The sequence below is a fragment of the Streptomyces sp. NPDC051740 genome (assembly GCF_044453165.1).
In the GTDB taxonomy this organism is placed as follows: Bacteria; Actinomycetota; Actinomycetes; order Streptomycetales; family Streptomycetaceae; genus Streptomyces; species Streptomyces atrovirens.
The window spans coordinates 38,970-60,243 of record NZ_JBITCL010000030.1 but is presented as its reverse complement, the minus strand read 5'-3'; the positions used below and the strand labels follow the sequence as shown (position 1 = coordinate 60,243).

The window sequence follows — 21,274 nt, the reverse complement described above, 5'->3', positions numbered from 1 at the left end:
GGCCGCGGACGCCCACGCGGCAAGATCGCCGTCGCTGTGCACCAGTGAGTGCGCGGGGTGGTGCCGGCGGGGTCATCGGCATTGTCGCCGGTCGTGGTGATTCCGTGTTGAGCTGCGGCGTGGACGGCGTGTGGGACTGTACTCCCCGCTTCTGCGGCGTTCCGGCTTCCCGAGGTTCCTTCTGCCCGCGCGATCCCCGTTTCAGGTAGCGGGTGAGTCCTGGGCGGACAGTTCTTCCGCCAGTTCCATACAGCGCAGGCGGGCCGGGGAGAAGTCGTAGGGCATCTTGCCGATGGCTCCGACCACGCTCATGGAGTCGGCCTCCCGCCTGCCGGAGCCGAGGTCGGCCTCGCCGTCATCGGCTCCGGCAGGGTGCACAGTGTCCCAGGCGTCGAAGAGGGCGTCGTCGTCCTTGTCCAGGCCGGACTCCTCGATGACGGCCTGCAGGGCGCTTTCGAAGGCGTGCCGTTCGACGGCCACTTGAGCCACCCGTGGATCATCGACGGCGACACTGTCATCGAGTGCCTCCTCGGCGTCGTCGATGCGGTCGGATTCCTCCCGCAGAGTGGGATGCGTGGCCAGGACGACGAGGCGGGTGGCCTGGACGGCCGCGCCGAGCGGGCCGAAGATCCGCTCGGTGACCAGCAGACTGTCCAGGTCCGCCTGGCGCAGGGAGCCGTCGGGCAGGCTCTTGAGGCGTTCGGTGACGAAGTCGGAGAGCAGGCCCATCCGGCCGCCTTCGGTGCGCATCCGCCGCACGGCGGTCCGTTGCCGCCGCAGTTCCGCCTCCTGCTCGGCGAGGGTTTCCTCCAACCGCTCCAGGACGCCCGCGACACCTTCTCCGTTGTCCGCACCGGCGGAAGCCGTACCGGGGGTGAAGGCGTCACGGATGTCGTCCAGGGCGATCCCGGCGTCGGCCATCTTGCGAATCCACAGCAAGCGGATCATGTCCTCGTACCCGTAGCGGCGGCGGTCATCGCCGCCCCGCTCAGGCTCGGGGAGCAGGCCGATCTCGTGGTAATGGCGAATCGCCCGTGGCGTGCTGCCGACGAAGGCCGCCGCGTCACCGATCCTGACCCGACGGGGTGGCATGAAAGACGAACGCATGAGCAGGGACCTTTCCTCAAGGCATCGGACGTGAGTCCACCGGACCACATGCCGCTACGGAAGGTGCAACCCGTGGACCTCGTGGACGAAGCCACCTGACGGCATCGGCTCTTCCCCGGAGCCGGGTACGGCGGTGGACTCAGCGCCAGTCGTCGATCACGTAGGCGTCCGGGTGGCTGTAGCCGGGTTCGTTGGGCCTGTGCATGGTCACGCCCTGCAGCCAGGTGCGGAAACCGCGGTCGGCCATGCGCCGGTAGGCGTCCTGGCGGGCCAGGTTCATTCCGGCGTCCAGTTGCCCCAGCCCCTTCTCGGTGGCCAGCTGCTCGCACGCGTTCAGCAGTCGTTCGAACCGGTCCGCGGCGTCCGGGCCAGGGCGTACGGCGCCGAATTTGACGAAGCACACGTCCTCACCGGCCTCCGACCCCGCTCCGCAGTGGCAGACGGCCAGGCCGTCGAGGCCGGAGCCGGAGCCCTCGAGGAGGACGGTGTCACCGAGCCCCTGTGCCTGTGCGGCCGTGATCTCGCGCTCCAGGCTCAGGCCCTCGTGCACGGCCCCCGTCAGTGCGCGACCGAGGCTCAGTGCGTCGGACCGCTCGGCGGCGGTCAGCTCGCCGTACAGCACTCGGCCGGGGACCGCGGCACTGGCGGCGACCTGTTTCCTCATGACCGCGGTGAGGAACCGGGGCCAGAAACCGTACCGGCGGTAGAGCTCGAGGTGCTTGGGACTGTGCGAGAAGGTGAACAGGCCGAGGTGGCGGTTCTCCCAGGTGCCGAAACAGTCCATGACCGGTTCCATGAGGCGCCTGCCGATGCCCTGGTCCCACAGGTCCGGACGTACGGTCAGCGGGCCGAAGTACCCGACGCTGCCCCAGTCGGCGGCGAAGTTCGATCCGACGACCTCGCCCTCGACGGTCGCCGCGAAGGCCGCGTGCGGATCCGCCGCCCAGCGGGTGCGGACGTAGTCGGCGGTCCCGAAGAACGTCTCCGGCTCGGGGGCTCCGAGGAAGGTCCCGAAGGCGACCCTGAAGATCTCGTCGGCCCGGTCCAGGTCCGGCTCGACCAGCGGGCGGACCGACACCGGGGCGGCGACACTCGTTCGCCTGGCTGCGGACATGACCGCTCTCCTTTCCGCCCCGGTTCCATCGCACCACGGACGTGCGCCGCGGGCGAAGCGGCAGGTCCGGCGGCACCTCGAGGACCGAGGGGCCGCGTTCCCCGACGGCCGGGCGGCCGTCTTCCCGCCGGTCGACGACCCGCCGGGCCCCGGTTCCGCCGGGGGCCGGCGAGGAGCCGGAGGAGCGCCGGCCGTGCCTGCTCCACCGCCTGGTACTCGAAGACGAGCCGGGCGCCGGGCCCTGTCTCCTCGATCGCCCTCGGAGGCGGAGCTGTTCAGAGCCCGTTGTCGACCAACAGCTGGGAGCTGAGGGTGCCGTACGCCCATTGCTCCCACTTGGCCGGTGGCCACGCGCGGTCGCGGGTGAGGACCAGGAAGAGCTCCGGGCTGAGGACGGCGTAGATGATGTCCGCCGCTTCTTCGACGGGGACGGCGGGGCGCGTGCCCGGCTTCTCGGTCAGGGACTTCGCCGCTGTCGCGATCACCGTGTACCGCGGGTCCGTGTGATCCGGCCACAGCTCCCGGATCTCCGGGTTGGTCGCTGTCGCGGCGCGGACCATCTCGTTGACGGCCGCGACGCGTTCGAGTGTCCTGCGGGTGCCGGCGACCAGTGCGGCCAGCGCGGACTCGGCGGTGGGCGCGGTCATGACCTCCGTGAACCAGGGCCGGTCCATCGTCGGCACGGGTTCGTCGTCGCCCGCGATCGTGACGTCGACGAGTTCCTTGAGCAGCGAGGGCTTGTTGCGGAAGACGAAGTAGATGGTCTGCACCGCCACCCCTGCCCGGTCGGCGATCTCCTGCAGTCTGGTCGCCCCGTAGCCCTGCTCGACGAAGAGCGCGCCGGCCGCCTCGATGATCCGTCGCCGTGTCTCCTGAGCCTTGCCGCCCTGCTTCCCCTTGCCTTCACCCATGACTGGAGCCTATATCTAGAGTTGAACTCTAGAGGTCGACTCCAATCGTCGGAGGGCAAGCCGTGCACACGATCGCCAACCATCAGCAGGCAGAGGCGTGGAACGACTGGGAGGGCGTCCTCTGGGCCGGACACCCCGAGCGTTACGACGGGATGATGGGCTCGTTCAACGCGCCCCTCTTCGCCGCCGCGGACATCACAGCCCGGGACCGGGTCCTCGACGTCGGCTGCGGCACCGGCCAGACGACGCGCCTCGCAGCGCGACGGGCCCACGACGGGAACGTCGTGGGTGTCGACCTGTCCGCGCCGATGCTGGAACGTGCCCGCCGTGACGCGGCCGCGGAAGGCCTCGGCAACGTCACCTTCGAGCAGGGTGACGCACAGGTGCATCCGTTCCCCGACCGCGGATTCGATGTCCTCGTCAGCCGCGGCGGTGTCATGTTCTTCGCCGACCACGTCGCGGCCTTCACCCATCTCGGGCACGCGCTCGTGCCCGCCGGCCGCCTCGCGTTCCTGGGGCCGCAGCCCGCGGGCCCGGACAGCGCCTACGCCCGCGCGACCGCCGCACTCTCGCCGTTCCTGCGCGAGGCGTCCCCCGCCTCCAGGGGCATGGGGTCGCTCCTCGACCCGGCGCGCATCCGCCACGTGCTCACCGCCGGCGGGTTCACCGACATCGAGGTGGCTCCGGTCGAGGCGCCCATGACCTTCGGCGCCGACGCGGACGACGCCGCCGACTTCATCTTCTCCATGGGCCCGACGCGCTACAACCTGCGCGATGTCGACCCGGCGACCATCACCCGCATCCGGGCCGAAGTGCACGACGCCCTCACGGAGTTCGAGACCGCAGACGGTGTCCACATCCCCGGGGCGGTCTGGATCGTCACAGCGACGCGTGAGCGTATCCGTCCGGGCGAGTGACGCATCGGGCACCGGCGTGCGGTGGCCTGAGCTGCCGGAACGCTTCGGGCCGTGGCGGACCGTCCACGGACGACACGCGCTGTGATCAGCCGACGGCACCCGGGACATGCTGCTTCGGCACGCTCGGCACCGTCACCGCGGCGGCATCACTCGTCCGGCTCCGATCCTGATCGAGGAGCCAGGTCCTGGAGAAGGGGGCAGGTGAGGGGCAGGACGCGTTCGGTCAGGCGGCCGGTGAGGTGGGTGTCGGTGAGGGTGGCCCCGGTGAGCCAGTCCGCCGCGGTCAGGCGGTCGATCAGGTCCTGGAGTCCGTCGGGGTCGGCCGGGACCCGGGTGGTGAGGGTGTCCAGGGCGATGCCCTGGCCGCCGGGGCCGAGGCGGCCCGAGGGGTCGGTCCGGGTGGCCAGTGTCAGGGCGAGCAGCCGGGTGCCGGCGGTGGCCTTGGTCTTGCGGAGCTTCTTGTCCGTCACGACCCGCTGGGCCCAGCCGGAGAGCTTGGGCCGCATCTTCCTGCCGAACGTGAACGGGCCCGTCCCGTCCTCGGGGGGCACCAGGGAGGGGACGGTGATCGGGGTGGGGTTCTCCGGCCGGGAGGCGAGCAGGTCGTCGACGGTGCCGGGGAGGGACAGCCAGCCGCAGCCGGTCAGCTTCTCCAGCAGGTCCCGCGGATCGGTCAGGCCCAGCGCGTTGACGTCCTGGCCGACGAGGTTGCCGGTGCCGGTGTGCGCGGTGCGCAGGGTCAGCATCAGCGCCAGCAGCCGTGCCTCCGGTCCGGGCAGCGGGGCGTGGCCGGCGATGTGCGCGAGGACGGAGCGCGCGTGCTCCCACTGCGTCGGTACGGTCAGCAGCCGCGTCACGGCCGGCCCGTCGCCGTACGTGACGCCGGTGCGCTGCTGGTGCTGGAGGCCGATGGTGGCGGCGGCCTGTTCGGCACGCCGGGCCTCCTCCCGCAGGGTGTCGTCGCCGGTGACGGCGGCCCAGGTGGTGAAGGCGCGGGCCTTGCGTTCCTGGAGGTCGGCGAGGAGCTCCAGGTCGGGCTGTTCGCGCCGCTGGTAGGCGCGGAAGAGGTCGCCGAGTTCGGTGAGTTCGTCCCGCAGGGTGTCGGGCAGCAGGTCGTGCGGGACGATCCGCTGGGCGATCTTCCCCTGCCGTGGGCGGCGCCGCGCGGGTACGGAGCGGGGGGTCGGAGCCCCCGTCCCGGCGGGGGCCTGACGATCGGAGAACTGCGGCGCGCCCACGCCCGTGGGTACGGGGGGCTGGTGGTCGGAGAACCGTGGCGCGCCCACGCCCGTGGCTGCGGGGGGCGGGCGTTCGGTGGTCCGCGGGGCGCCGGGCGTCCGGGAGGTGCCCACGGTCTTCGCTCCGGGGGTGGCGGCCGCGCACCGCGAGCAGCACTCCATCGCCTGCCACCAGCGTCCTTCCCGGTCGGCGACGACCGCGAGGACGACCGGGCCGCCGCACCGCCAGGGTTCGGCGCGCGCGGGGCGGCCGGTGGTGTCGGGCAGGTGGGTGCGGCAGCTCTCGGCCCGGCACGCGCAGTACGCCTCGGCCCTGGGGGCGGGGACGGCGCGCAGGTGGGCCTTGAGGTGGGCGACCGCGGCCGCGCGGCCGTCGGCCGTGGACGCCAGACGCTGTTCGGCGCAGGCGGGGCGGCTGCACCTGACGCGCACGGCCGTACTGCCCCGGCCGACGGCGTCCAGACGCACCGTCCACCAGCGCCCCGGCACCCGCTCGCCCGGATCGCCCACCACGGCCTGCGTCATCCCGTTCTCCCTCCCGATGTGTCCCCGGCACCCGCCGCCGGCCCGCCGCGACGGCGAAGCGGCGAAGCGGCGTCGACCGGTCAACGCCTGGGGAGGGGAGGTGGTTTCTGTGCGGGGCGTGGCAGTTCGGGTCGGCACCACGAATGAGGGCGTTTCTCCCGGCGGAACACCGCGCAGGCGGCGTCATGCCGGGAGGAACGCTCCCGTCACCGGACGGCCGGTGTGCTCAGGAGGCGGTGGTGGCCAGGGCCGGGACCGTCAGGCGGACCGGCAGGGCGCGGTGGCCGTTCATGATGAAGGTCGGCAGGGGCTGGAGTTCCTCCCGGGGGACGGCCAGCGACAGGTCGGGGAAGCGGGCGAAGAGGCGGGACAGGCCGGTGCGGGCGACCAGGCGGGCCACGCCCACGCCGAGGCAGTAGTGGGGGCCGAATCCGAAGGACAGGTGCTCCTTGTCCGCCCGGGTGAGGTCGAAGGAGCCGGGGTCGTCCGGGTGCAGTCGCGGGTCGCGGCCCACGGCGCTGTAGTTGACCAGGATCGGGTCGCCCTTGGGGATGGTGACGCCGTCGAGCTCGATGTCCTCGACGGCGTAGCGCAGCGGCAGGTGCGCCAGGGGCGACTCCACGCGCAGCGTCTCGTCGATCACGTCGTCCCAGGTGGCCTGCCCGGAGCGGACCAGCTCGAGCTGCGCGGGGTCCGACAGCAGCGCGGTGATGGCGTTGTCGAAGAAGTTGATGGTGGTCTCGGAGCCGGCGCCGAGGATCGCGAAGATGGTGTCGGTCAGCTCCTCCTCGGTCAGCCGGGAACCGTCCTCGTCGCGGGCGGCCACGAGGTCGCTGGTGATGTCCTCGCCGGGCTCGCGCCGCTTGTCGGCGATCAGGTCCGCCATCGCGCCGCGCCAGCCGGCGAGCACGGCCTGGGCCTGCTCGGGGGTGATGGTGGTGTCCACCATGGCGTCGATGACCTTGGCGGTCTTGGCGCGGGCCTCCTCGGGCATGCCGATCAGGTCGGCGACCAGGCGCGCGGGCAGCGGGTAGGCGAACCGCTCGCGCAGGTCCACCACCTCGCCGGGCGCGGTCTGCGCCAGGCCGTCGAGGAGCTGGTCGGTGAGTTCCTCCACGCGGGGGCGGAACGCCTCGGTGCGCCGCGGGCTGAACGCCTTGCCGGTCAGCTTGCGCAGCCGGACGTGGTCCTTGCCGTAGGCGGTGACCATGTTGTCCATGGCCACCCAGCTGATCAGCTCCCAGTCGGGCCGTATCTCACCGTTCTGGAAGGCGGGCCAGTGGTTGCGGGCGCTCTTGGTGACCCGCGGGTCGCCGAGCACCTTCTTGATGACGTCGTGGCCGTTCAGCGACCAGGCGAGGACACCGCCGGGCAGTTCCACCGGGACCGCGGGTCCCCGGTCGCGCAGGACGGCGGCTTCGCCGTGGATGTCCCGCCCGGTGGTGTCGAGGGCGAAGGGGCAGCCTTGCTCCATGGGATTTTCCCTGTCTGCAGAAGGGGCGGTCACTGTCCGGTGCCGAAGTGCGCGCGGGCCAGTTCCCGGCCGGCGTGCGAGGCGAGGAAGACGCCGTTTCCGGCGTGGCTGTGCAGCGTCGACAGGTCGCGCCAGACCCGTTCGACGCGTTCCCCCGCGCGTACGGAGCTGGAGCCCGCCGTCGGGAAGAGCTGGCCCTCGACGGCCCTCCAGCACAGGCGGACCACCTCACGGCTGATGGTGGCCAGCCGCAGCTCCTCCTCGCGGGTGAAGGCCGCCGCGTCCTTCAGGCAGAGCTGCTCCCACTGGCGTACGGCCTCGGTCATCGCCGCGTCGGCGGTGGCGATCATGCCGGTGGCCTCGCCGAAGCGGAACTGGAAGTCCGGGTCCTCGGTGCGCGGGACGATCGGGAAGAACGTGGTGGTACGGGTGCGCATCAGCTCCTCGTACGCGTCCAGGGCGCCCTGGGCCATGCCGACGGCCAGCGCGCCGAGTTCGAGCAGCATGAAGCTGAGCGGTCCGCCGCCGTACTCGGGGCCGTGCAGGGTGCGTCCCGGCAGCCCGTCGGTGACCGGGATCTGGCTGAGGTGGCCGGGCAGGGTGCGGTGGGCGGGGATGCGGGCGCCCTGGACGCGGATGCTGTGCGAGCCGCTGCCCTTGAGGCCGAGCTGGTCGCCCCAGTCGTCCAGGCGCTCGAACTGCGACCGTTCGGCGATGAACAGCATCGGCGCGGGCGGCCCGTCGGGGTCGTCGAAGACGAGGGTGTGGCCGATGAAGTGGGTGGCGTAGGGGGCGCCCGAGCAGTAGTTCCAGACGCCGTCCAGCAGCCAGGAGCCGTCCTCGGCGCGGGTCGCGCTGCCGGCGGGGGCGACGGTGGCCGGGCAGACGAAGTCGCCGCCGGCGAACAGCTCGGCCTGGGTGCGCTCGTCGAACAGGGTCGCGGCGACCAGCGCGTGGGCCGCGCCGAACAGGTACATCCAGCCGGTCGACGGGCAGCCGCGGGCCAGGGTCGTGGCGACCTTCATGAAGGTCGCCGGGCCGAACTCGTAGCCGCCGTACCGGCGCGGGACCAGGATGCGGTAGAAGCCGGCGCGGACGAACGCCTCGTGGGTGTCCTCGGCGTAGTGACCGCGCCGCTCCGTCTCGGCCTGCCGGGCGGGCAGGCCGGCCGCCAGTTCCTCGGCGCGGGCGACGATCTCGTCCGGGGTGAGGTCCGGCTCCGGCACGGCCGCGCGCGGGGCGAACGTCTCGGGCAGGGTGGAAGTCATCGGGATCGGTCCTCTTGCGTCGAAGTCGAAGTCGAGGTCGGAGTCGAGGTCGAAGGGGTCGCCCGCGGGGCCGTCGAGGCCGTCGAGGCCGTCGAGGCCGTCACAGCTTCGCCAGCGGCGTCTGCGGGGCGCCGCTCAGGGCCGTGAGCAGGTGCCGGAACTGCTCCACCAGTTCGCGGGCGGTGCGCTCGTCGAAGCGGTTGTGGTCGAACTTCAGGCTGCCCGCGAGCTCGCCGCCGGGCAGGACGTCCATGGCCCACAGGCCGCCGTCCGGGATGGCCGAGCTGACCCGCTGCGACAGGGTGCGGCGCCGGATCTCGGTGAAGCGGGGGCCGTCCGTCCCCTTGCCGTCCTCGCCGTCCCCGCCGTCCCCGCCGTCGAGCGGGAACGCCGACTGGAGCACCTCGAAGGCGACGACGGCGAGGAAGCCGTCGGCGAACGGCGCGAGCAGGGCCGGGCTGTCCTCGGCGATGCGGGCGAAGGGGATCTCGTTGCGGTAGGCGCCCACGCAGGCCGCGCGGGAGCGGTCGAGGACGTCGGCGAGGGTGGTGCAGTCGCCGGTGTCGACGCGGATCGGCACGAAGTTGAAGAACGGGCCGACCGAGTCCGCGAACCGCTCCTCGTAGCGGCCCGAGGAGAAGGTCGGGAAGACGACGTCGGTGGTGCCGGTGCGCCGGCGCAGCAGCACGCTGTAGGCGGCGGCCAGCACCATGAAGGGGGTGCAGCGCTCGGCGCGGGCGAACTCCACTACCTTCCTGGACAGTTCGGCGTCGAAGACGAAGCGGTGCACGCCGTACGCGCTCGGCAGGTCCGCCTGGGCCGGACGGTCGGAGGTGATGCCGGTGATCTCGGCTCCGGCGAGGCGCTCGCGCCAGTAGGCGCGGGCCTGGTCGATGCGGCTGCTGTCGGCGTTCTCCTGCTGGTAGCGGGCGAACTCCCGGTACTGGGCCGCCTCGCCCTGCTCGGCCGTGCCGCCGGCCGCGCGGGCGCGGTAGGCGGCCACCAGGTCGCGCATCAGGACCTGGAGGGACCAGGCGTCGGTGGACGTGTGGTGGGTGGCGAGCACGAGGACGGCGTCGGTGGCGTCGAAGCGGCCCAGGAAGGCCCGCAGGTGGGGCAGTTCGCGCACCGGGTACGGGGCGGCGTCGAGGTCGTTCAGGAACTCCTCGGCGCGCACGTCGCGCGAGGTGCCGTCCGCGTCGGGCAGGTCGGTGACCTCCAGGGCGACCGGCGCGGGCGGGTGGACGACCTGGTGGCCGCCCTCGTCGTCGCCGACCACGGCGGTGCGCAGCACCTCGTGCCGTTCGACCACGTCGTCGAGGGCACGCTGCAGGGCGTCGGTGTCGACGGCGCCGGTGACGCGCCAGCCGCACACCAGGGTGTGCCGGTGGCCGAAGGCGCCGTCCGTCTCGCCCTTGTCGAAGGCGCGCAGGAACTGCTGGTTGTACGACAGCGGGATCCGCCGGGCGGTGCCGTCGTCGGTCTGCGGCGCTGCGGTGGTGATGCTCAAGGTGACCAATCCTTTTCCCGGTCGTGGACGACCGCGTCGTGCCTGGTGGGTCTACAGGGAGGCGGGCGACAAATCCCGCAGCAGGGTCTCGAGTTCGGCGACGGTGGGGTGGCTGAGGATGTCCGCGGCGGACACCTCGACGCCCAGTTCGGCCCCGATGCGGCCGGCCAGCCGGATCGCCTGGAGGGACTCGCCGCCCAGGTCGAAGAAGCTGTCGTGGAGGCCGACCGCGTCGAGGCCGAGCGCGCGGGCGAACAGGTCGCACAGCAGCTGCCGGCCGGGTGTGAACTCGTCGGTCTCCGGCACCGGCGCCGGTGCGGGCCGTTCGGGCGCGGGCAGCGCGGCGCGGTCCAGCTTGCCGTTGGGCGTCAGGGGCAGCGCGTCGAGCACGACGAAGGCGGCGGGCACCATGTAGTCGGGCAGCAGGGCGGCGACCGCGGCGCGCAGGCCGTCGGGGCCGGTGCCGACAGGTCCGGTGCCGGCAGGTCCGGTGCCGGCGGGGCGGCCGGGTACGACGTAGGCGACGAGCCGCTTGTCCTCGCCGGGGCCGTCGTCCCGGGCGACGACGGCGACGTCGGCCACGCCGTCCTGGCGGGCCAGGACGTGCTCCACCTCGCCCGGCTCCACGAGGTAGCCGCGGATCTTGACCTGGTCGCCGACGCGTCCGGCGAACTCGAGCTGCCCGTCGGCGGTGCGCCGCATGAGGTCGCCGGTGCGGTACATGCGCGTACCGTCGGGGCCGGTGACGAAGCGGTCCTCCGTCAGGGCTGTGTCGTGGTGGTAGCCGCGGGCCAGCCGGTCGCCGGCGACGTACAGTTCGCCGGTCTCCCCGTCGGGCACGGGGTCCAGGCCGGGCCCGAGGAGCCGGAACTCCACGCCGTCCATCGGCCGGCCCACGGGGACCGGGCCGTCCGGCGGGCAGGCGGCGGTCATCGTCGCGTGCGCCGCGAAGGCGGTGAGCTCGGTGGCGCCGTACATGGCCCGTACGACGGTGTCCGGGCAGGCGTCGAGCACCCGCCGTACGGCCGTCGGGGCGATGACGTCGCCGCCGGTGAGCACCTCCCTCACCGGGGCGAAGAGGTCGGGGGCCTCCTGGGCGAAGACGCGGAAGAGCCCGGCCGTCACGTGCAGGGCGGTGATGGACTCGTCCGCGAGGAGCCGGCGGACGGCGGCCACGTCGGGCTCGCCCGGCGGGGCCAGCACGACACGGCCGCCACGCAGCAGCGGCACCCAGATCTCGTACGTGGAGACGCCGAAGGCGTAGGGGGCCAGGGACAGGATCCGCCGGTGCGCCTCGGACCAGGAGGAGTCGGCGGTGAACGCGAGCACACCGCGGTGGGTGACCTCCACGCCCTTGGGCGCGCCGGTGGAACCCGAGGTGTGGATGACGTAGGCCACGGCGTCGGGGTCGCACGCGATGCCCGGGTCGGTGGCGGGCGCGGCGGCCACCGCCGGGTCCGTGGCGGGCTCGACGACCTCGCCGGCCCGCGGCAGTCCGCGCGAGCGCAGCGCGGCGTCGGTCAGCAGGACGGGCGCCCCGGCGCGGTCGGTGATCTGCTGCATCCGGGCGAGCGGGTAGGCGCTGTGCAGGGGCAGGTAGGCGCCGCCGGCCTTCACCACGGCCAGCAGGGCGACGACGACCTCGGGGGAGCGTTCCATCAGCACGGCGACCGGGTCGCCCGGACGCACGCCGAGGTCGATCAGCCGGTGCGCGAGCCGGTTGGCGCGCTCGTCGAGCTCGCGGTAGGTCAGGGTGGTGCCGTCCAGGGGCGCCGAGACGGCCACGGCGTCCGGTGTCGAGCTCACCCGCGCGGCGAATCGCTGCTGAATCGATGTGCTGACCAAGGCGTTGTCCCATCCGATCGGCCCTCCGGGCGGCGGATGTCGCCGTGCCCCCGGCTCTGCCGGAACGGTCACACAGCGGTCCGGGACGCGGCATCTCCTGGATTGCCGCGCCCCGCACCGGCGCGCACGACGCGCGTACTTGGTCAGGTCGGTGGCTCAGCCTTGGTCGGGTCGGTGGCTCAGCCGATGTCGAGTCCGGCGGTGAACCAGGCCTCGGCGGCCCGGATGCGGTCCTCGCACTCGGCCCGGTCCGCGCCCGCGATCACGAAGGCGGCGAGGAAGTCCCCGGAGTGCGAGGCCTCGGGCACCCGCTCCCCGACCCGCGCGTACGTCGTGTACTTCAGGACGCCCGGCGGCAGGGTCGCCGGGTCGGGCAGGGCGCGCAGTACGCCCGGCCGCTTGGTGAACAGCAGCTGTCCGGCGATCCGCCCGGGGTCGGCCCGGCCCTCGTGGTCCACGGGCAGGCCCAGCTGGCGGCGCACCGGGTACTCCATGGGGTCGAAGCCGAACAGGGCGCGCTGGACGTCGCGCACCCCGGCCCCGCCCGCGCGCGAGGCGGCCTCGCACAGGACGAGTTCGTCGTCGTCGGTGTGGAACACCTCGATGTGGAAGGCGAAGTGCTCGGGTCCGCCGAAGGCCTCCAGGATCCGCTCGCCGAACTCGGTGAGCCTGCGGGTGAGCGGATCGGCGACGTCGAGGGCGATGTCGACCCGGCCCGCGCGGTCGCGGAAGTTCGCCAGCGCGTACAGGTAGCGGGAGGGCCACAGGGTGGCGATCCGCCCGTCCAGGACGGTGCCGTCGACGTGGCACATGGAGCCCTCGACGAACGTCTCGGCCAGCCACTGCGGCTCGCCGTCCGGGCCGGTCAGCTCGGCGGTGTCCAGCCATGCGGCCAGTTCCCCGTCCGTGCGCAGGACGGCCACGCCGACGGACAGGGCGCCGCGGCGCGGTTTGACCACCACGGGCAGTCCATGGCGGCCGGCGAAGGCGGTGAGGTCGGCGGCCGTGTGCAGCAGGGCGTGGTCGGCGACCTCGATGCCGGCCCGTACGGCGGCCCGCTTCATCTCCCACTTGTCGCGGTAGACGAGCGCGGTGTCCGGCCGCTGGCCGGGGAGCCCGTACCGCTCGCGCAGCACGGCGGCGCGCTCGATGTCGAACTCCTGGCAGGCCACGAGGTCCGTGACGCCGAACTCCTCGATGAGCTCGGCGGCCCGTTCCGCGACGCGGGGGCTGGTGTCGTAGTCGGGCAGCACCTCGGCGTGCAGGTAGGGCGCGGTGGTGGGCAACTCCTCGCCGAAGAGGGCGAGTTGCTCGGCCGAGCCGAGCAGGACGATCTTCTCGTCCCGGCCGGCGAGCCAGTGCTCGTAGGGGTTGGCCCGCAGGGAGCCGCGGTGCAGGACCAGGGTGGTCATGAGGAGGACCCTTCGGTGAAGATGCTGACGTAGCGCTCGCCGGTGTCGGGCAGGATCGTGACGACGGACTTGCCCGCGGAGTCGGGCCGCCGTGCGAGGAGGGCCGCCGCGTACACGGCGGCGCCGGAGGAGATCCCCGCGAACAGGCCCTGTTCGCGCACCAGGGCGAGGGCGGTGTCGAGGGCGGCCTCGTCCGGGCAGGTGATCACCTCGTCGATGAGGTCGACGTCGGTGGTGGGCGACACGAAGCCGCCGTTGAGGCCGGGGATGCGGTGGGTGCCGGCGTACCCCCGGGACAGCACCGGGGAGTTCTCCGGTTCCACGGCGACGATCTCCAGGTCGGGGTTGTGTTCCCGCAGGTAGCGTCCGGCTCCGGTGAGGGTGCCGCCGGTGCCGACGCCCGCGACGAGCACGTCGACGCGGCCGCCGGTGTCGGCCCAGATCTCCGGTCCGGTGGTCTCGTAGTGGGCGCGGACGTTGTCGGGGTTCTCGTGCTGGCGCACGTACCAGGAGCGGGGGGTCGCGGCCTGGATCTCCTCCGCCTTGGCGATGGCCCCCGCGAACCGCTCGGCGCTGGGCGTCTGCACGACCTCGGCGCCCAGCGCGTTCAGCAGGCCGATCCGCTCGGGGGTGGCGCTGTCGGGCAGGACGACGACGCAGCGGTAGCCGCGCCTGGCGGCCATGGCCGCGAGCGCGATGCCGGTGTTGCCCGAGGTGGACTCGACCACGGTGCCGCCGGGGGCGAGGTCACCTCGCTCCTCGGCGCCGCGCAGCATCGCCAGGGCGGCACGGTCCTTGCTGCTGGCGAAGGGGTTGGCGGACTCCAGCTTGGCGAGCACCTCGGCGCCGGGCGCGACCCCGACGACGGCGAGACGGACCAACGGGGTATGGCCGATGAGCTCTTCGAGCCCGGCGGCGATGTTGCGTTCGGTACGGACGGCGGTGGTCACGGCAGTCTCCAGGGCGGGACGGAACGGGCGGCCGGACGGCCGCTCGCGGGACGGCACGCCCCGCGAGCGCTCACCGGGAACCGGCCGGGGCGAGCGGGCGTACGGCGTCGGGCGCGGGCGGTGCCGGGACGGACGGAGCCGGAGCGGCGCGTCCCACGGCCGCTCACCGGGAACCGGCCGGGGCGGACACCGGTGTGAGGACGGACGGAGCCGGAGCGGCGCGTCCCACGACCGCTCACCGGGAACCGGCCGGGGCGGACACCGGTGTGAGGACGGACGGAGCCGGAGCGGCGCGTCCCACGACCGCTCACCGGGAACCGGCCGGGGCGGACACCGGTGTGAGGACGGACGGAGCCGGAGCCGCTCACCAGGAACCCGCCGAGGCGAGCAGGCGTACGGCGTCGAGGGCGGGCGGCGCCGCGCCGGCCGGGTGGGCGACGGCCGGGGCGGACGTCGGGGCGGGGCGGACGGTCGAGCGGGCCGCGTAGACGCGGGCACCGGGCGGGACGTCGTCCGTGACGGTGGCCATGGCACCGATCAGGCAGTCGTCGCCGACCGTGACGGGTCCGAGCACGGTGGCGTTGGCGCCGAGGACGACCCGGTCGCCGACCACCGGGTGCCGGCGGGCGCCGGGCGGGCGCGCGTTGTCCGCCCACCAGCCGACCGCCCCCAGCGTGACCTGCTGGTAGATCGTCACGTCGTCGCCGACGACGGCCGTCTGCCCGATCACGACGGACGCGCCGTGGTCGATGAAGACCCGCCGGCCCAGCCGCGCGCCGGGATGGATCTCGACCCCGGTGCGGCGGCGCGCGACACGGGCGACGAGCCGCGCGGCCCAGCGGGTGCGCCCGCGGTGGAGCCGGTGCGCCACGCGGTGGGCCCACAGGGCGGACAGCCCGGTGTGGCCCAGCGCCTCCCAGCGGCCGCCGAGGGACGGGTCCCGTTCGACGACGACGCCGAGGTCCTCGCGCAGGGTGGTCAGCAGTCCTCGTCGTACGGACATGGTGATCGACTCCTCCTGGTCGTTCAGGCCGCCCGCAGCCCCTCCTGGACCGCCGGGGCGACGTCGATGCGGATCTCCTCGCTGACCAGGTGCTCGCACAGCCGGACCGCGCTGTCCGGGTCGGCGGCCGTCACCGCGACGCTGCCGAGCCGGTCCCAGTTGTCGCGCAGCTCCCGCACGGTGTCGCCGGGCCGGACCGTGACCTGGGCGAGCAGCACCTCGGGCCGGGCGGCGACCTCCTCGACGCCGTGGACGGCGGTGACGGTGCCGGGCTCGCGCAGCACGAAACGGGTGACGGCCGCCGCGATGGGCTCGGGGGGTGCGGCCAGCGGCTCGGTCAGGCCCAGCGGCCAGGCGGCCCCGTAGGCGATCAGGTCGATGCCGTAGGCGGCGCGGACCAGCTCCGGGATGTGGCCGCCGCCGAGCCGGTTGTGGGACTCGATGACCATCGGGCCGCGGGCGGAGAGCCGGATCTCGGTGTGGCTCGGCCCGTCGGTGACGTCCATCGCGGTGAGGAAGTCCTGGACCGCGGTGGTGAGCCGGCTCCGGTCGGTGTCGGAGAGCCGGGCGGGCACGACGTGGCCGAGTTCGGCGAAGTGGGCGTCGTCGGTGAGCTTCTCGGTGACGGCGACGACGACGTGACGGCCGGCGAAGCTGAGCGACTCGACGCTGAACTCGGGGCCGTCGATGTAGGACTCCATGAGGAAGCCGTCGACGGTGAACATGGTGGAGCCGCGGTCGGTGCGCCCGCCCTGCAGCTGTTCGATCCGCGCCCATACGGCGTCGAGGTCCCGCGGGCCGTCCACGCGCAGCAGACCGAATCCGGCGGTCGTGGAGACGGGCTTGACGATGAAGGGGTAGCCGGCCCGCTCGCCGAAGGCGGCCAGGGAGGCGCGGCCGTCGACCGGTCCGTGCTCGGGGACGGGCAGGCCGCGCTCGGCGAGGTGCCGGCGCATCAGGTACTTGTCGCGCATCCGGCGGCTGGCCTCGTGGCGCCTGCCGTCGCTCAGCCCGAACAGGTCGGCCAGCCGGCTCGCGGTGTTGAGGCCGGGTTCGGTGAGGGAGACCACCGCGTCGGCGCCGTAGACGTCGCGGGCGGCCTCGGCGAAGGGCCGTACGGTCTCCCAGTCGGTGTAGTCCAGCATCAGCAGCGCGTGGGCGGTGCTGTTCTGGTACGGGGTGATCTTGTCGGGGTGCTGGATCAGGACGGTCTTCGCCCCGAGCGCGTGGAAGCGCTCCAGGTGGGCGTCGACGCCGCCGATCAGCAGCACGGTCGGGGCGGGGTTCAACGCGGGGTTCCCTTCGGGGCGGTGGCTTCGCGCACGTCGGCGACGAGCAGGGAACGCACACGGGCGATGCGCTCCTCGGCCTCGGCCGGCGACTGGGCGTCGACGACGACGTAGCCGTGGCGGGTGGCGGAGTTCGTGGTGGGCGGGAGTTCGTCGCCGGGGGCGTGGGGGAAGTGCAGGGTGTGCACGTAGGGCAGGGCCAGTACGGCGTCGAGGCCGCGGACCTCCGCCAGGCGCCCCGGCGGCAGCAGGAAGAAGCCGACGGACGCGGTGTGCAGGGCGGTGGGCGGCTCGGTGGCGGCCCCCGCGAGGGTGCGGAAGATCTCCGCCTCGATGTCGTACCCGGTGGCGGTCTCGATGAGCTGGGGGATGCGGTCGCCGCCCAGCCGCGTCTGGGACTCCACGACGCGCGGGCCGTGCTCGGTGAGGATCACCTCCGTGTGCGCGGGCCCGAAGACCAGGCCGGCGGCGTCGAGCAGCCGGGTCACCAGGGTGCGGACGGCGGCGTCGTCGGCGGGGGCGAGGGGGGCCGGGTGGATGTGGGAGGTCTCGACGAACAGGGGCGCGCCGGTGGTGCGCTTGGCGGTGATGCCGATGACGTGGTGCGTGCCGCCGGCGGACAGGGTCTCGACGCTGAACTCCGGTCCTCGCAGGTACTCCTCCACCAGATACGGTCCGGCGTGTCCCGCGGCGGTGACGCGGCCGGTCCACTCCTCGAGGTCGGCGGCGTCCCGGATCAGGGCGATGCCGCGGCTTCCGGACAGCCGGGTGGGTTTGACCACGACGGGCGGCGGCAGCCGCGACACGGCGGCGGCGACCGCCTCCGTGGTGAGGGCGAGTTCGCTGCGCACGGGCGAGATCCCGTGCTCGCCGAGCAGGGCGCGCAGCGCCCCCTTGTCGTTGAGGCGGTGCACGGCGGCGGCGGGGTTGGGCGAGGTCCCGAGCGCCTCCGCCTCGGCGACGACCGGGCCCATGCTGCTCTCCGCTCCCAGGTGCAGCACGGTGCCGATGTCGTGGGCCCGGACGGTGGAGGCGATCAGGGCGCGCAGCGCCGCCTCGTCGGAGAAGTCGGTCAGCAGCAGTTCGCGGGCGTGCTCGGCGACCGAGTCGAGGTAGGCCCGCTCGCGCAGGGCCGGGTCCCAGATCGCCCACACCTCGAACCCTGCCTGGGCGGCCTTGCGGACGAACTGGCTGTAGGGCATCACCATCAGCAACCGCTTGTTCGGCACGCCGTGTGTCATGCGGGGCTCCGTTCTCGTAGGACGTCTCGCGACGGCCCACTCATCGTTTTCCGCGCCGGGGAAAGCGGCATCTTCGCCCGTGCGGCGCCTCTGAAGTGTGGCTGTGACCTGCGTGTTCATCCGACTTCGCCAAGTCGAACGGCGCCGGGGCGGTCTTGCCGGGACATGACGGCGCCCGGCTCCCCCGCGCGGGGGAGCCGGGCGCCGCGGCAGAGCCGGGCCGGGGGCGCTCAGCCCGTCAGCTGCCGGTCCAGGGCGTGCTCCATGGGCGTCAGGGGGCGTTCGGGGCACAGCCGCTCGGGGTGCAGGGGCGCGGGGCCGGTCAGCGGCGGCCGTCGCTCGGCGAGCGGGACGGGGCCGATGAACAGCCAGCCGAAGGCGGACAGGGCTTCGTAGACGGGGTGCAGGAAGAAGACGGGGCGGGTCACGGGCGGGCCATCCTTCGTTCGGCGTCGGGTCCCGGTGACCGTCACATCCGGTCCGGCCGGCGGGCATCCTCGGCCGTGCGGTGCTCACCGGCCGCCTCCAGCGCGGCCCGCCCCCGCTCGCCCAGCTCCAGCAGCAGGGCGAGTTCGACGGGCACGGTGTCCTCGCCGCGGTGCAGCATCCGGGCGGCGGCGGCCAGCGCGCCGGCCGCCTGGTCGAGCCGGTCGGCGACCGGGCCCGCGTTGTGCGCCAGCAGGTCGCTGCCGGTTCCGGGGAGGGCGGCGACGGCCCGTACGACGCCGGCCAGCTCGTCGCCGGCGAGCGGCAGCAGGGCGGGGTCGACGTCGAGGAGCCCGCCCGCGAGGACGGCCGCCACCACGTACGGCACGTGGCTGACGGCGGCCATGGCCAGGTCGTGTTCCTGCGGTGTCATGTCGCGGCGGACCGCGCCGCACAGGGCGGCCAGTTCGGCGACCGTCGCCAGCGCCCAGCGGGGGGTGGTGTCGTACGGGCACAGGATCCAGGGCCGGCCGGCGAACCGGGAGGCGGACGGGACCGCCGGGCCCCCGGCCGGCAGCGGGTGGCCGGGGACGTAGCCCTTGAGGTCGCAGCCGCGCAGTTCGGCCTCGGCGGCGACGATGTCCTTGGTCCCGGCGGTGTCGGTGCAGACGTGGCCCAGGCCGCGGGCCTGGGCGTCGTGCAGGACGTCGACGACGGCGGACGGCGGGGTGGCGACGACGACGATGTCGGCGGGCGGACGGTCGGGGGTCCACGCCGTGCCCGCCCCCAGCCGCCGCGCCCGGTCGACCGCGTCCGCGTCCTGGTCGGCGAGGGTCACCTCGACCCCGGCCCCGGCGAGGGCGAGGGCGATCGAGGTGCCCGTGACACCACAGCCGATGACGACGGCGGTGCGCAGGAAGGCGGGTGTCATGTCGGCTCCTGGTGGGGTGCGGGCGGGACGGTTGGCGGGGAGCGGACGCGGGGTGCGGGGACGGCCGGGCGGACGGTGTCCGCGGTGCGGTTCAGCGTCCGTCTCCCTGCTCCGCGAACTGGCCCGGGTGGCGGCCCTCTCCGGCCGGGCCGCGGTAGGCCTGGGCGATGTCGAGCCAGCGTTCGGCCTCCGTGCCCTCGGCCTCGAGGGCCAGGTCGGCGCGGTGGCGGCGGCGGGTGACCAGGAGGCAGAAGTCCTCGGCCGGGCCGGTGATCCGGTCGGTGGCGTCCTCGGGGCCGAAGGCCCACAGTTCGCCGGTGGGTGAGGTCACCTCGATGCGGAACGGCTCGGCGGGCGGGGTCAGGCCGCGGGAGAGGTAGCCGAAGTCGCGGGTGAGGAAGGCGAAGAAGACCAGGTGGCGCAGGCGCCCGGTCGGTTCGCGGCGCACGCCGAGCGCGTCCGCGATGTCCTGCCCGTGGCCGAAGACCTCCATGATCCCCGCGGAGGCGAGCACGGCGGGCGGCAGCGGGTTGACCAGCCAGGGCACCACCTCGCCCGCCGGGACGGCGGCCAGCGCGTCGACGGAGGCCCGGCCCGACGCGCGGAAGCGGGCCAGCAGCTGGTCCGGCGGGAACTGGTTGAACTGGCGCAGCGCCGCGTCCACGGCCCCGTCGAAGTCGTGGGAGGCGCCGGCGGCGATCCGGGCGAAGGCCTCGGGGTCGGAGGCGGCGGTGCCGGCCAGGTGGAAGATGAAGGTCAGGTGGGCGATCTGGTCGGCGATGCGCCAGCCGGGTGCGGGCGTCGGAGTGTTCCAGGCGGCTTCGTCGAGGCCTTCGACGAGGCGGGCGGTCTCCTCGATGTCGGTCGCCAGGTCCTTCAGGACGTCGTCGATGCTGCTCATGGTCGGGGCTCCTTCGGGGTGGGTTCGTGCGGGGATGCGGGGGGTGTCCTCGTGGTGTGCGGGTGCCGGTCAGCCGCCGGCGGGTGCGGGGCGGGTGGGGTGGGCGTCGGGCAGGGGTACGGCGAAACGGCTTCCGGCGCGGACGGCGGCGGTCAGGGACGCCCAGGCGGCGAGCTCGACGAGCTCGCGGTCGCCGGGCCGGCCGGCCCGGAACGCGGTCACGTCCGCGTCGGTGATCTGGTACGGGGCGAGCGCGACGAGCAGGGACAGCCGTGCGGCGGGCCGCTGGTCGGGGGCGAGCCGGTCGGTGAGGGGGCCGAGCCAGGCGCGGCTCGGGCCGGGCGGTGTGCCGTCGCTGACGGCGAGTTCGGCGTGCAGCAGTTCGCGTACGGGCTCGGGGACCCAGTGTTCGGCGGACGCGTCGACGCAGGCGACGGCGCGGGCCAGGGCCCCGGCGACGGCCGGCTCGGGCCGGGCCCAGGCGAGCGCGGCGGGCAGCGGTGCCGCGGGGAGCAGGCCGAGGGAGGCTCCGGCGGTGACCGTGGTGCCGGTGTCCGGGCGCATGGCCCGTGCGACGATCCGCAGCGCCGGTCCGTGTCCGGCCCTGGGGGCCGCGGCGGGCACGGGCGAGTCGGGCAGGAACAGCTGGACCATCCGGTTGAGGTAGTGGAAGGTGACGGCGGTGGCCAGCAGTTCGGGGGCGTGCTCGGCGGCGAAGGGCGCGGGCCGCTGCGGGCCGCCGGCGGTGGTGAGGCCGCGGGCCCAGTCGGTGACGGCCGCCAGGGGCGCGGTGTCCGGTCCGGTCAGGGTCCGCAGTTTGGCTTGGTGGACGTCGACGCAGTACGCGCACTCGTTGGCCTGTGACACGCCGGTGGCGACGGCCTCCTTGGCGGCTCGTCCGGCCCGGCCCTCGACGAGGAGGGTCTCGCGCAGCAGGACCCAGCAGGCGGCGAGCGCCTCGGGCGCCGGGGAGTGCAGTGCCAGCGGCGGCGCGAGGATCCCGAACTCCCGGCCGGCCCGGTCGTAGACGTCGGCCACCAGGCCCTTCGCCTCGTGCCGCGGGACCGCGGTGACGTACCGGATCTGCTTGAGGGAGCCTTTCAGCATGGTTCTCACGAGTGGTCGCACCGCTGTCTCCTGGAATCGCGGGCCGGTTGCGTGAAGCAACCCACCGGGGAAGAGAGAGTCCTGTGAAGCAACTGACCGGTCGGC

Annotated in this window: 18 protein-coding genes; 1 reads left to right on the top strand and 17 read right to left on the bottom strand. The window is 73.8% G+C overall.

Features of this window, described 5'->3' with window-relative positions; genetic code table 11:
* Positions 1-201: 201 nt before the first annotated feature.
* The 3 genes from ACIA6T_RS32650 to ACIA6T_RS32640 all read right to left on the bottom strand — a co-directional run bounded on the left by ACIA6T_RS32650 (position 202) and on the right by ACIA6T_RS32640 (position 3,132).
* Complete coding sequence (locus ACIA6T_RS32650; protein ID WP_399450136.1) at positions 202-1,107, bottom strand: MerR family transcriptional regulator; 906 nt, start codon at positions 1,105-1,107, stop codon at positions 202-204.
* Positions 1,108-1,246: 139 nt separating this feature from the next.
* Positions 1,247-2,221 carry a GNAT family N-acetyltransferase gene (locus ACIA6T_RS32645; RefSeq protein ID WP_399450135.1) on the bottom strand — a complete coding sequence of 325 codons (975 nt, stop codon included), beginning with the start codon at positions 2,219-2,221 and terminating at the stop codon, positions 1,247-1,249.
* Between the two features lie 275 nt (positions 2,222-2,496).
* Entirely contained in the window at positions 2,497-3,132 is a 636-nt protein-coding gene (locus ACIA6T_RS32640; RefSeq protein WP_399450134.1) for a TetR/AcrR family transcriptional regulator, read from the bottom strand.
* A 62-nt stretch (positions 3,133-3,194) separates the two neighbouring features.
* On the opposite strand from ACIA6T_RS32640, the gene ACIA6T_RS32635 reads away from it, so the two are divergent.
* Entirely contained in the window at positions 3,195-4,049 is an 855-nt protein-coding gene (locus tag ACIA6T_RS32635; RefSeq protein WP_399450133.1) for a class I SAM-dependent methyltransferase, read from the top strand.
* A 146-nt stretch (positions 4,050-4,195) separates the two neighbouring features.
* Here ACIA6T_RS32635 and ACIA6T_RS32630 read toward each other — a convergent pair whose 3' ends face one another.
* The 14 genes from ACIA6T_RS32630 to ACIA6T_RS32565 form a co-directional block, all read right to left on the bottom strand.
* Positions 4,196-5,812: a hypothetical protein gene (locus ACIA6T_RS32630; protein WP_399450132.1), complete on the bottom strand. Its 1,617-nt coding sequence runs from the start codon at positions 5,810-5,812 to the stop codon at positions 4,196-4,198.
* Positions 5,813-6,038: 226 nt separating this feature from the next.
* Positions 6,039-7,286 (bottom strand): cytochrome P450, encoded by a 1,248-nt coding sequence (locus tag ACIA6T_RS32625; RefSeq protein ID WP_399450131.1) that lies wholly within the window; start codon positions 7,284-7,286, stop codon positions 6,039-6,041.
* Positions 7,287-7,315: 29 nt separating this feature from the next.
* The gene (locus tag ACIA6T_RS32620; RefSeq protein WP_399450130.1) at positions 7,316-8,554 is read right to left on the bottom strand and encodes an acyl-CoA dehydrogenase family protein; all 1,239 of its coding nucleotides are present in this window, start codon (positions 8,552-8,554) and stop codon (positions 7,316-7,318) included.
* A 100-nt stretch (positions 8,555-8,654) separates the two neighbouring features.
* Positions 8,655-10,064: a condensation domain-containing protein gene (locus tag ACIA6T_RS32615; RefSeq protein ID WP_399450129.1), complete on the bottom strand. Its 1,410-nt coding sequence runs from the start codon at positions 10,062-10,064 to the stop codon at positions 8,655-8,657.
* A gap of 51 nt (positions 10,065-10,115) precedes the next feature.
* Positions 10,116-11,870, bottom strand: coding sequence for a non-ribosomal peptide synthetase (locus ACIA6T_RS32610; RefSeq protein WP_399450128.1), 1,755 nt, complete (start codon positions 11,868-11,870; stop codon positions 10,116-10,118).
* Positions 11,871-12,088: 218 nt separating this feature from the next.
* Complete coding sequence (locus tag ACIA6T_RS32605; protein ID WP_399450127.1) at positions 12,089-13,321, bottom strand: NikS protein; 1,233 nt, start codon at positions 13,319-13,321, stop codon at positions 12,089-12,091.
* Positions 13,318-14,271 carry a cysteine synthase A gene (cysK, locus tag ACIA6T_RS32600; RefSeq protein ID WP_399450126.1) on the bottom strand — a complete coding sequence of 318 codons (954 nt, stop codon included), beginning with the start codon at positions 14,269-14,271 and terminating at the stop codon, positions 13,318-13,320. The genes ACIA6T_RS32605 and cysK overlap by 4 nt, the downstream gene beginning before the upstream one ends.
* Before the next feature lie 364 nt (positions 14,272-14,635).
* A complete protein-coding gene (gene epsC, locus ACIA6T_RS32595; protein WP_385046424.1) occupies positions 14,636-15,274 on the bottom strand; it encodes a serine O-acetyltransferase EpsC in 639 nt (212 codons plus the stop codon).
* Between the two features lie 23 nt (positions 15,275-15,297).
* On the bottom strand, positions 15,298-16,563 hold the full coding sequence (locus ACIA6T_RS32590) for an ATP-grasp domain-containing protein (RefSeq protein WP_399450125.1): 1,266 nt from the start codon (positions 16,561-16,563) through the stop codon (positions 15,298-15,300).
* On the bottom strand, positions 16,560-17,804 hold the full coding sequence (locus ACIA6T_RS32585; RefSeq protein ID WP_399450124.1) for an ATP-grasp domain-containing protein: 1,245 nt from the start codon (positions 17,802-17,804) through the stop codon (positions 16,560-16,562). Before ACIA6T_RS32585 ends, ACIA6T_RS32590 begins: the two co-directional genes overlap by 4 nt.
* Positions 17,805-18,034: 230 nt before the next feature.
* Positions 18,035-18,232, bottom strand: coding sequence for a DUF6059 family protein (locus ACIA6T_RS32580; protein WP_399450123.1), 198 nt, complete (start codon positions 18,230-18,232; stop codon positions 18,035-18,037).
* A 41-nt stretch (positions 18,233-18,273) separates the two neighbouring features.
* Positions 18,274-19,161, bottom strand: a complete 888-nt coding sequence (locus tag ACIA6T_RS32575; protein ID WP_399450122.1) for a prephenate dehydrogenase/arogenate dehydrogenase family protein — start codon at positions 19,159-19,161, stop codon at positions 18,274-18,276.
* A 91-nt stretch (positions 19,162-19,252) separates the two neighbouring features.
* Entirely contained in the window at positions 19,253-20,062 is an 810-nt protein-coding gene (locus ACIA6T_RS32570) for a TIGR03084 family metal-binding protein (protein ID WP_399450121.1), read from the bottom strand.
* Positions 20,063-20,131: 69 nt separating this feature from the next.
* Positions 20,132-21,169: a carboxymuconolactone decarboxylase family protein gene (locus ACIA6T_RS32565; protein ID WP_399450120.1), complete on the bottom strand. Its 1,038-nt coding sequence runs from the start codon at positions 21,167-21,169 to the stop codon at positions 20,132-20,134.
* Positions 21,170-21,274 lie beyond the last annotated feature (105 nt).

Bases quoted from the DNA above. Each gene is read 5' to 3' on its own strand.
- ACIA6T_RS32630 (WP_399450132.1), bottom strand. From the start codon at position 5,812: ATGACGCAGGCCGTGGTGGGCGATCCGGGCGAGCGGGTGCCGGGGCGC.
- ACIA6T_RS32650 (WP_399450136.1), bottom strand. From the start codon at position 1,107: ATGCGTTCGTCTTTCATGCCACCCCGTCGGGTCAGGATCGGTGACGCG.
- ACIA6T_RS32585 (WP_399450124.1), bottom strand. From the start codon at position 17,804: ATGACACACGGCGTGCCGAACAAGCGGTTGCTGATGGTGATGCCCTAC.
- ACIA6T_RS32625 (WP_399450131.1), bottom strand. From the start codon at position 7,286: ATGGAGCAAGGCTGCCCCTTCGCCCTCGACACCACCGGGCGGGACATC.
- ACIA6T_RS32620 (WP_399450130.1), bottom strand. From the start codon at position 8,554: ATGACTTCCACCCTGCCCGAGACGTTCGCCCCGCGCGCGGCCGTGCCG.
- ACIA6T_RS32565 (WP_399450120.1), bottom strand. From the start codon at position 21,169: ATGCTGAAAGGCTCCCTCAAGCAGATCCGGTACGTCACCGCGGTCCCG.
- ACIA6T_RS32640 (WP_399450134.1), bottom strand. From the start codon at position 3,132: ATGGGTGAAGGCAAGGGGAAGCAGGGCGGCAAGGCTCAGGAGACACGG.
- ACIA6T_RS32645 (WP_399450135.1), bottom strand. From the start codon at position 2,221: ATGTCCGCAGCCAGGCGAACGAGTGTCGCCGCCCCGGTGTCGGTCCGC.
- epsC (WP_385046424.1), bottom strand. From the start codon at position 15,274: ATGTCCGTACGACGAGGACTGCTGACCACCCTGCGCGAGGACCTCGGC.
- ACIA6T_RS32605 (WP_399450127.1), bottom strand. From the start codon at position 13,321: ATGACCACCCTGGTCCTGCACCGCGGCTCCCTGCGGGCCAACCCCTAC.
- ACIA6T_RS32570 (WP_399450121.1), bottom strand. From the start codon at position 20,062: ATGAGCAGCATCGACGACGTCCTGAAGGACCTGGCGACCGACATCGAG.
- ACIA6T_RS32575 (WP_399450122.1), bottom strand. From the start codon at position 19,161: ATGACACCCGCCTTCCTGCGCACCGCCGTCGTCATCGGCTGTGGTGTC.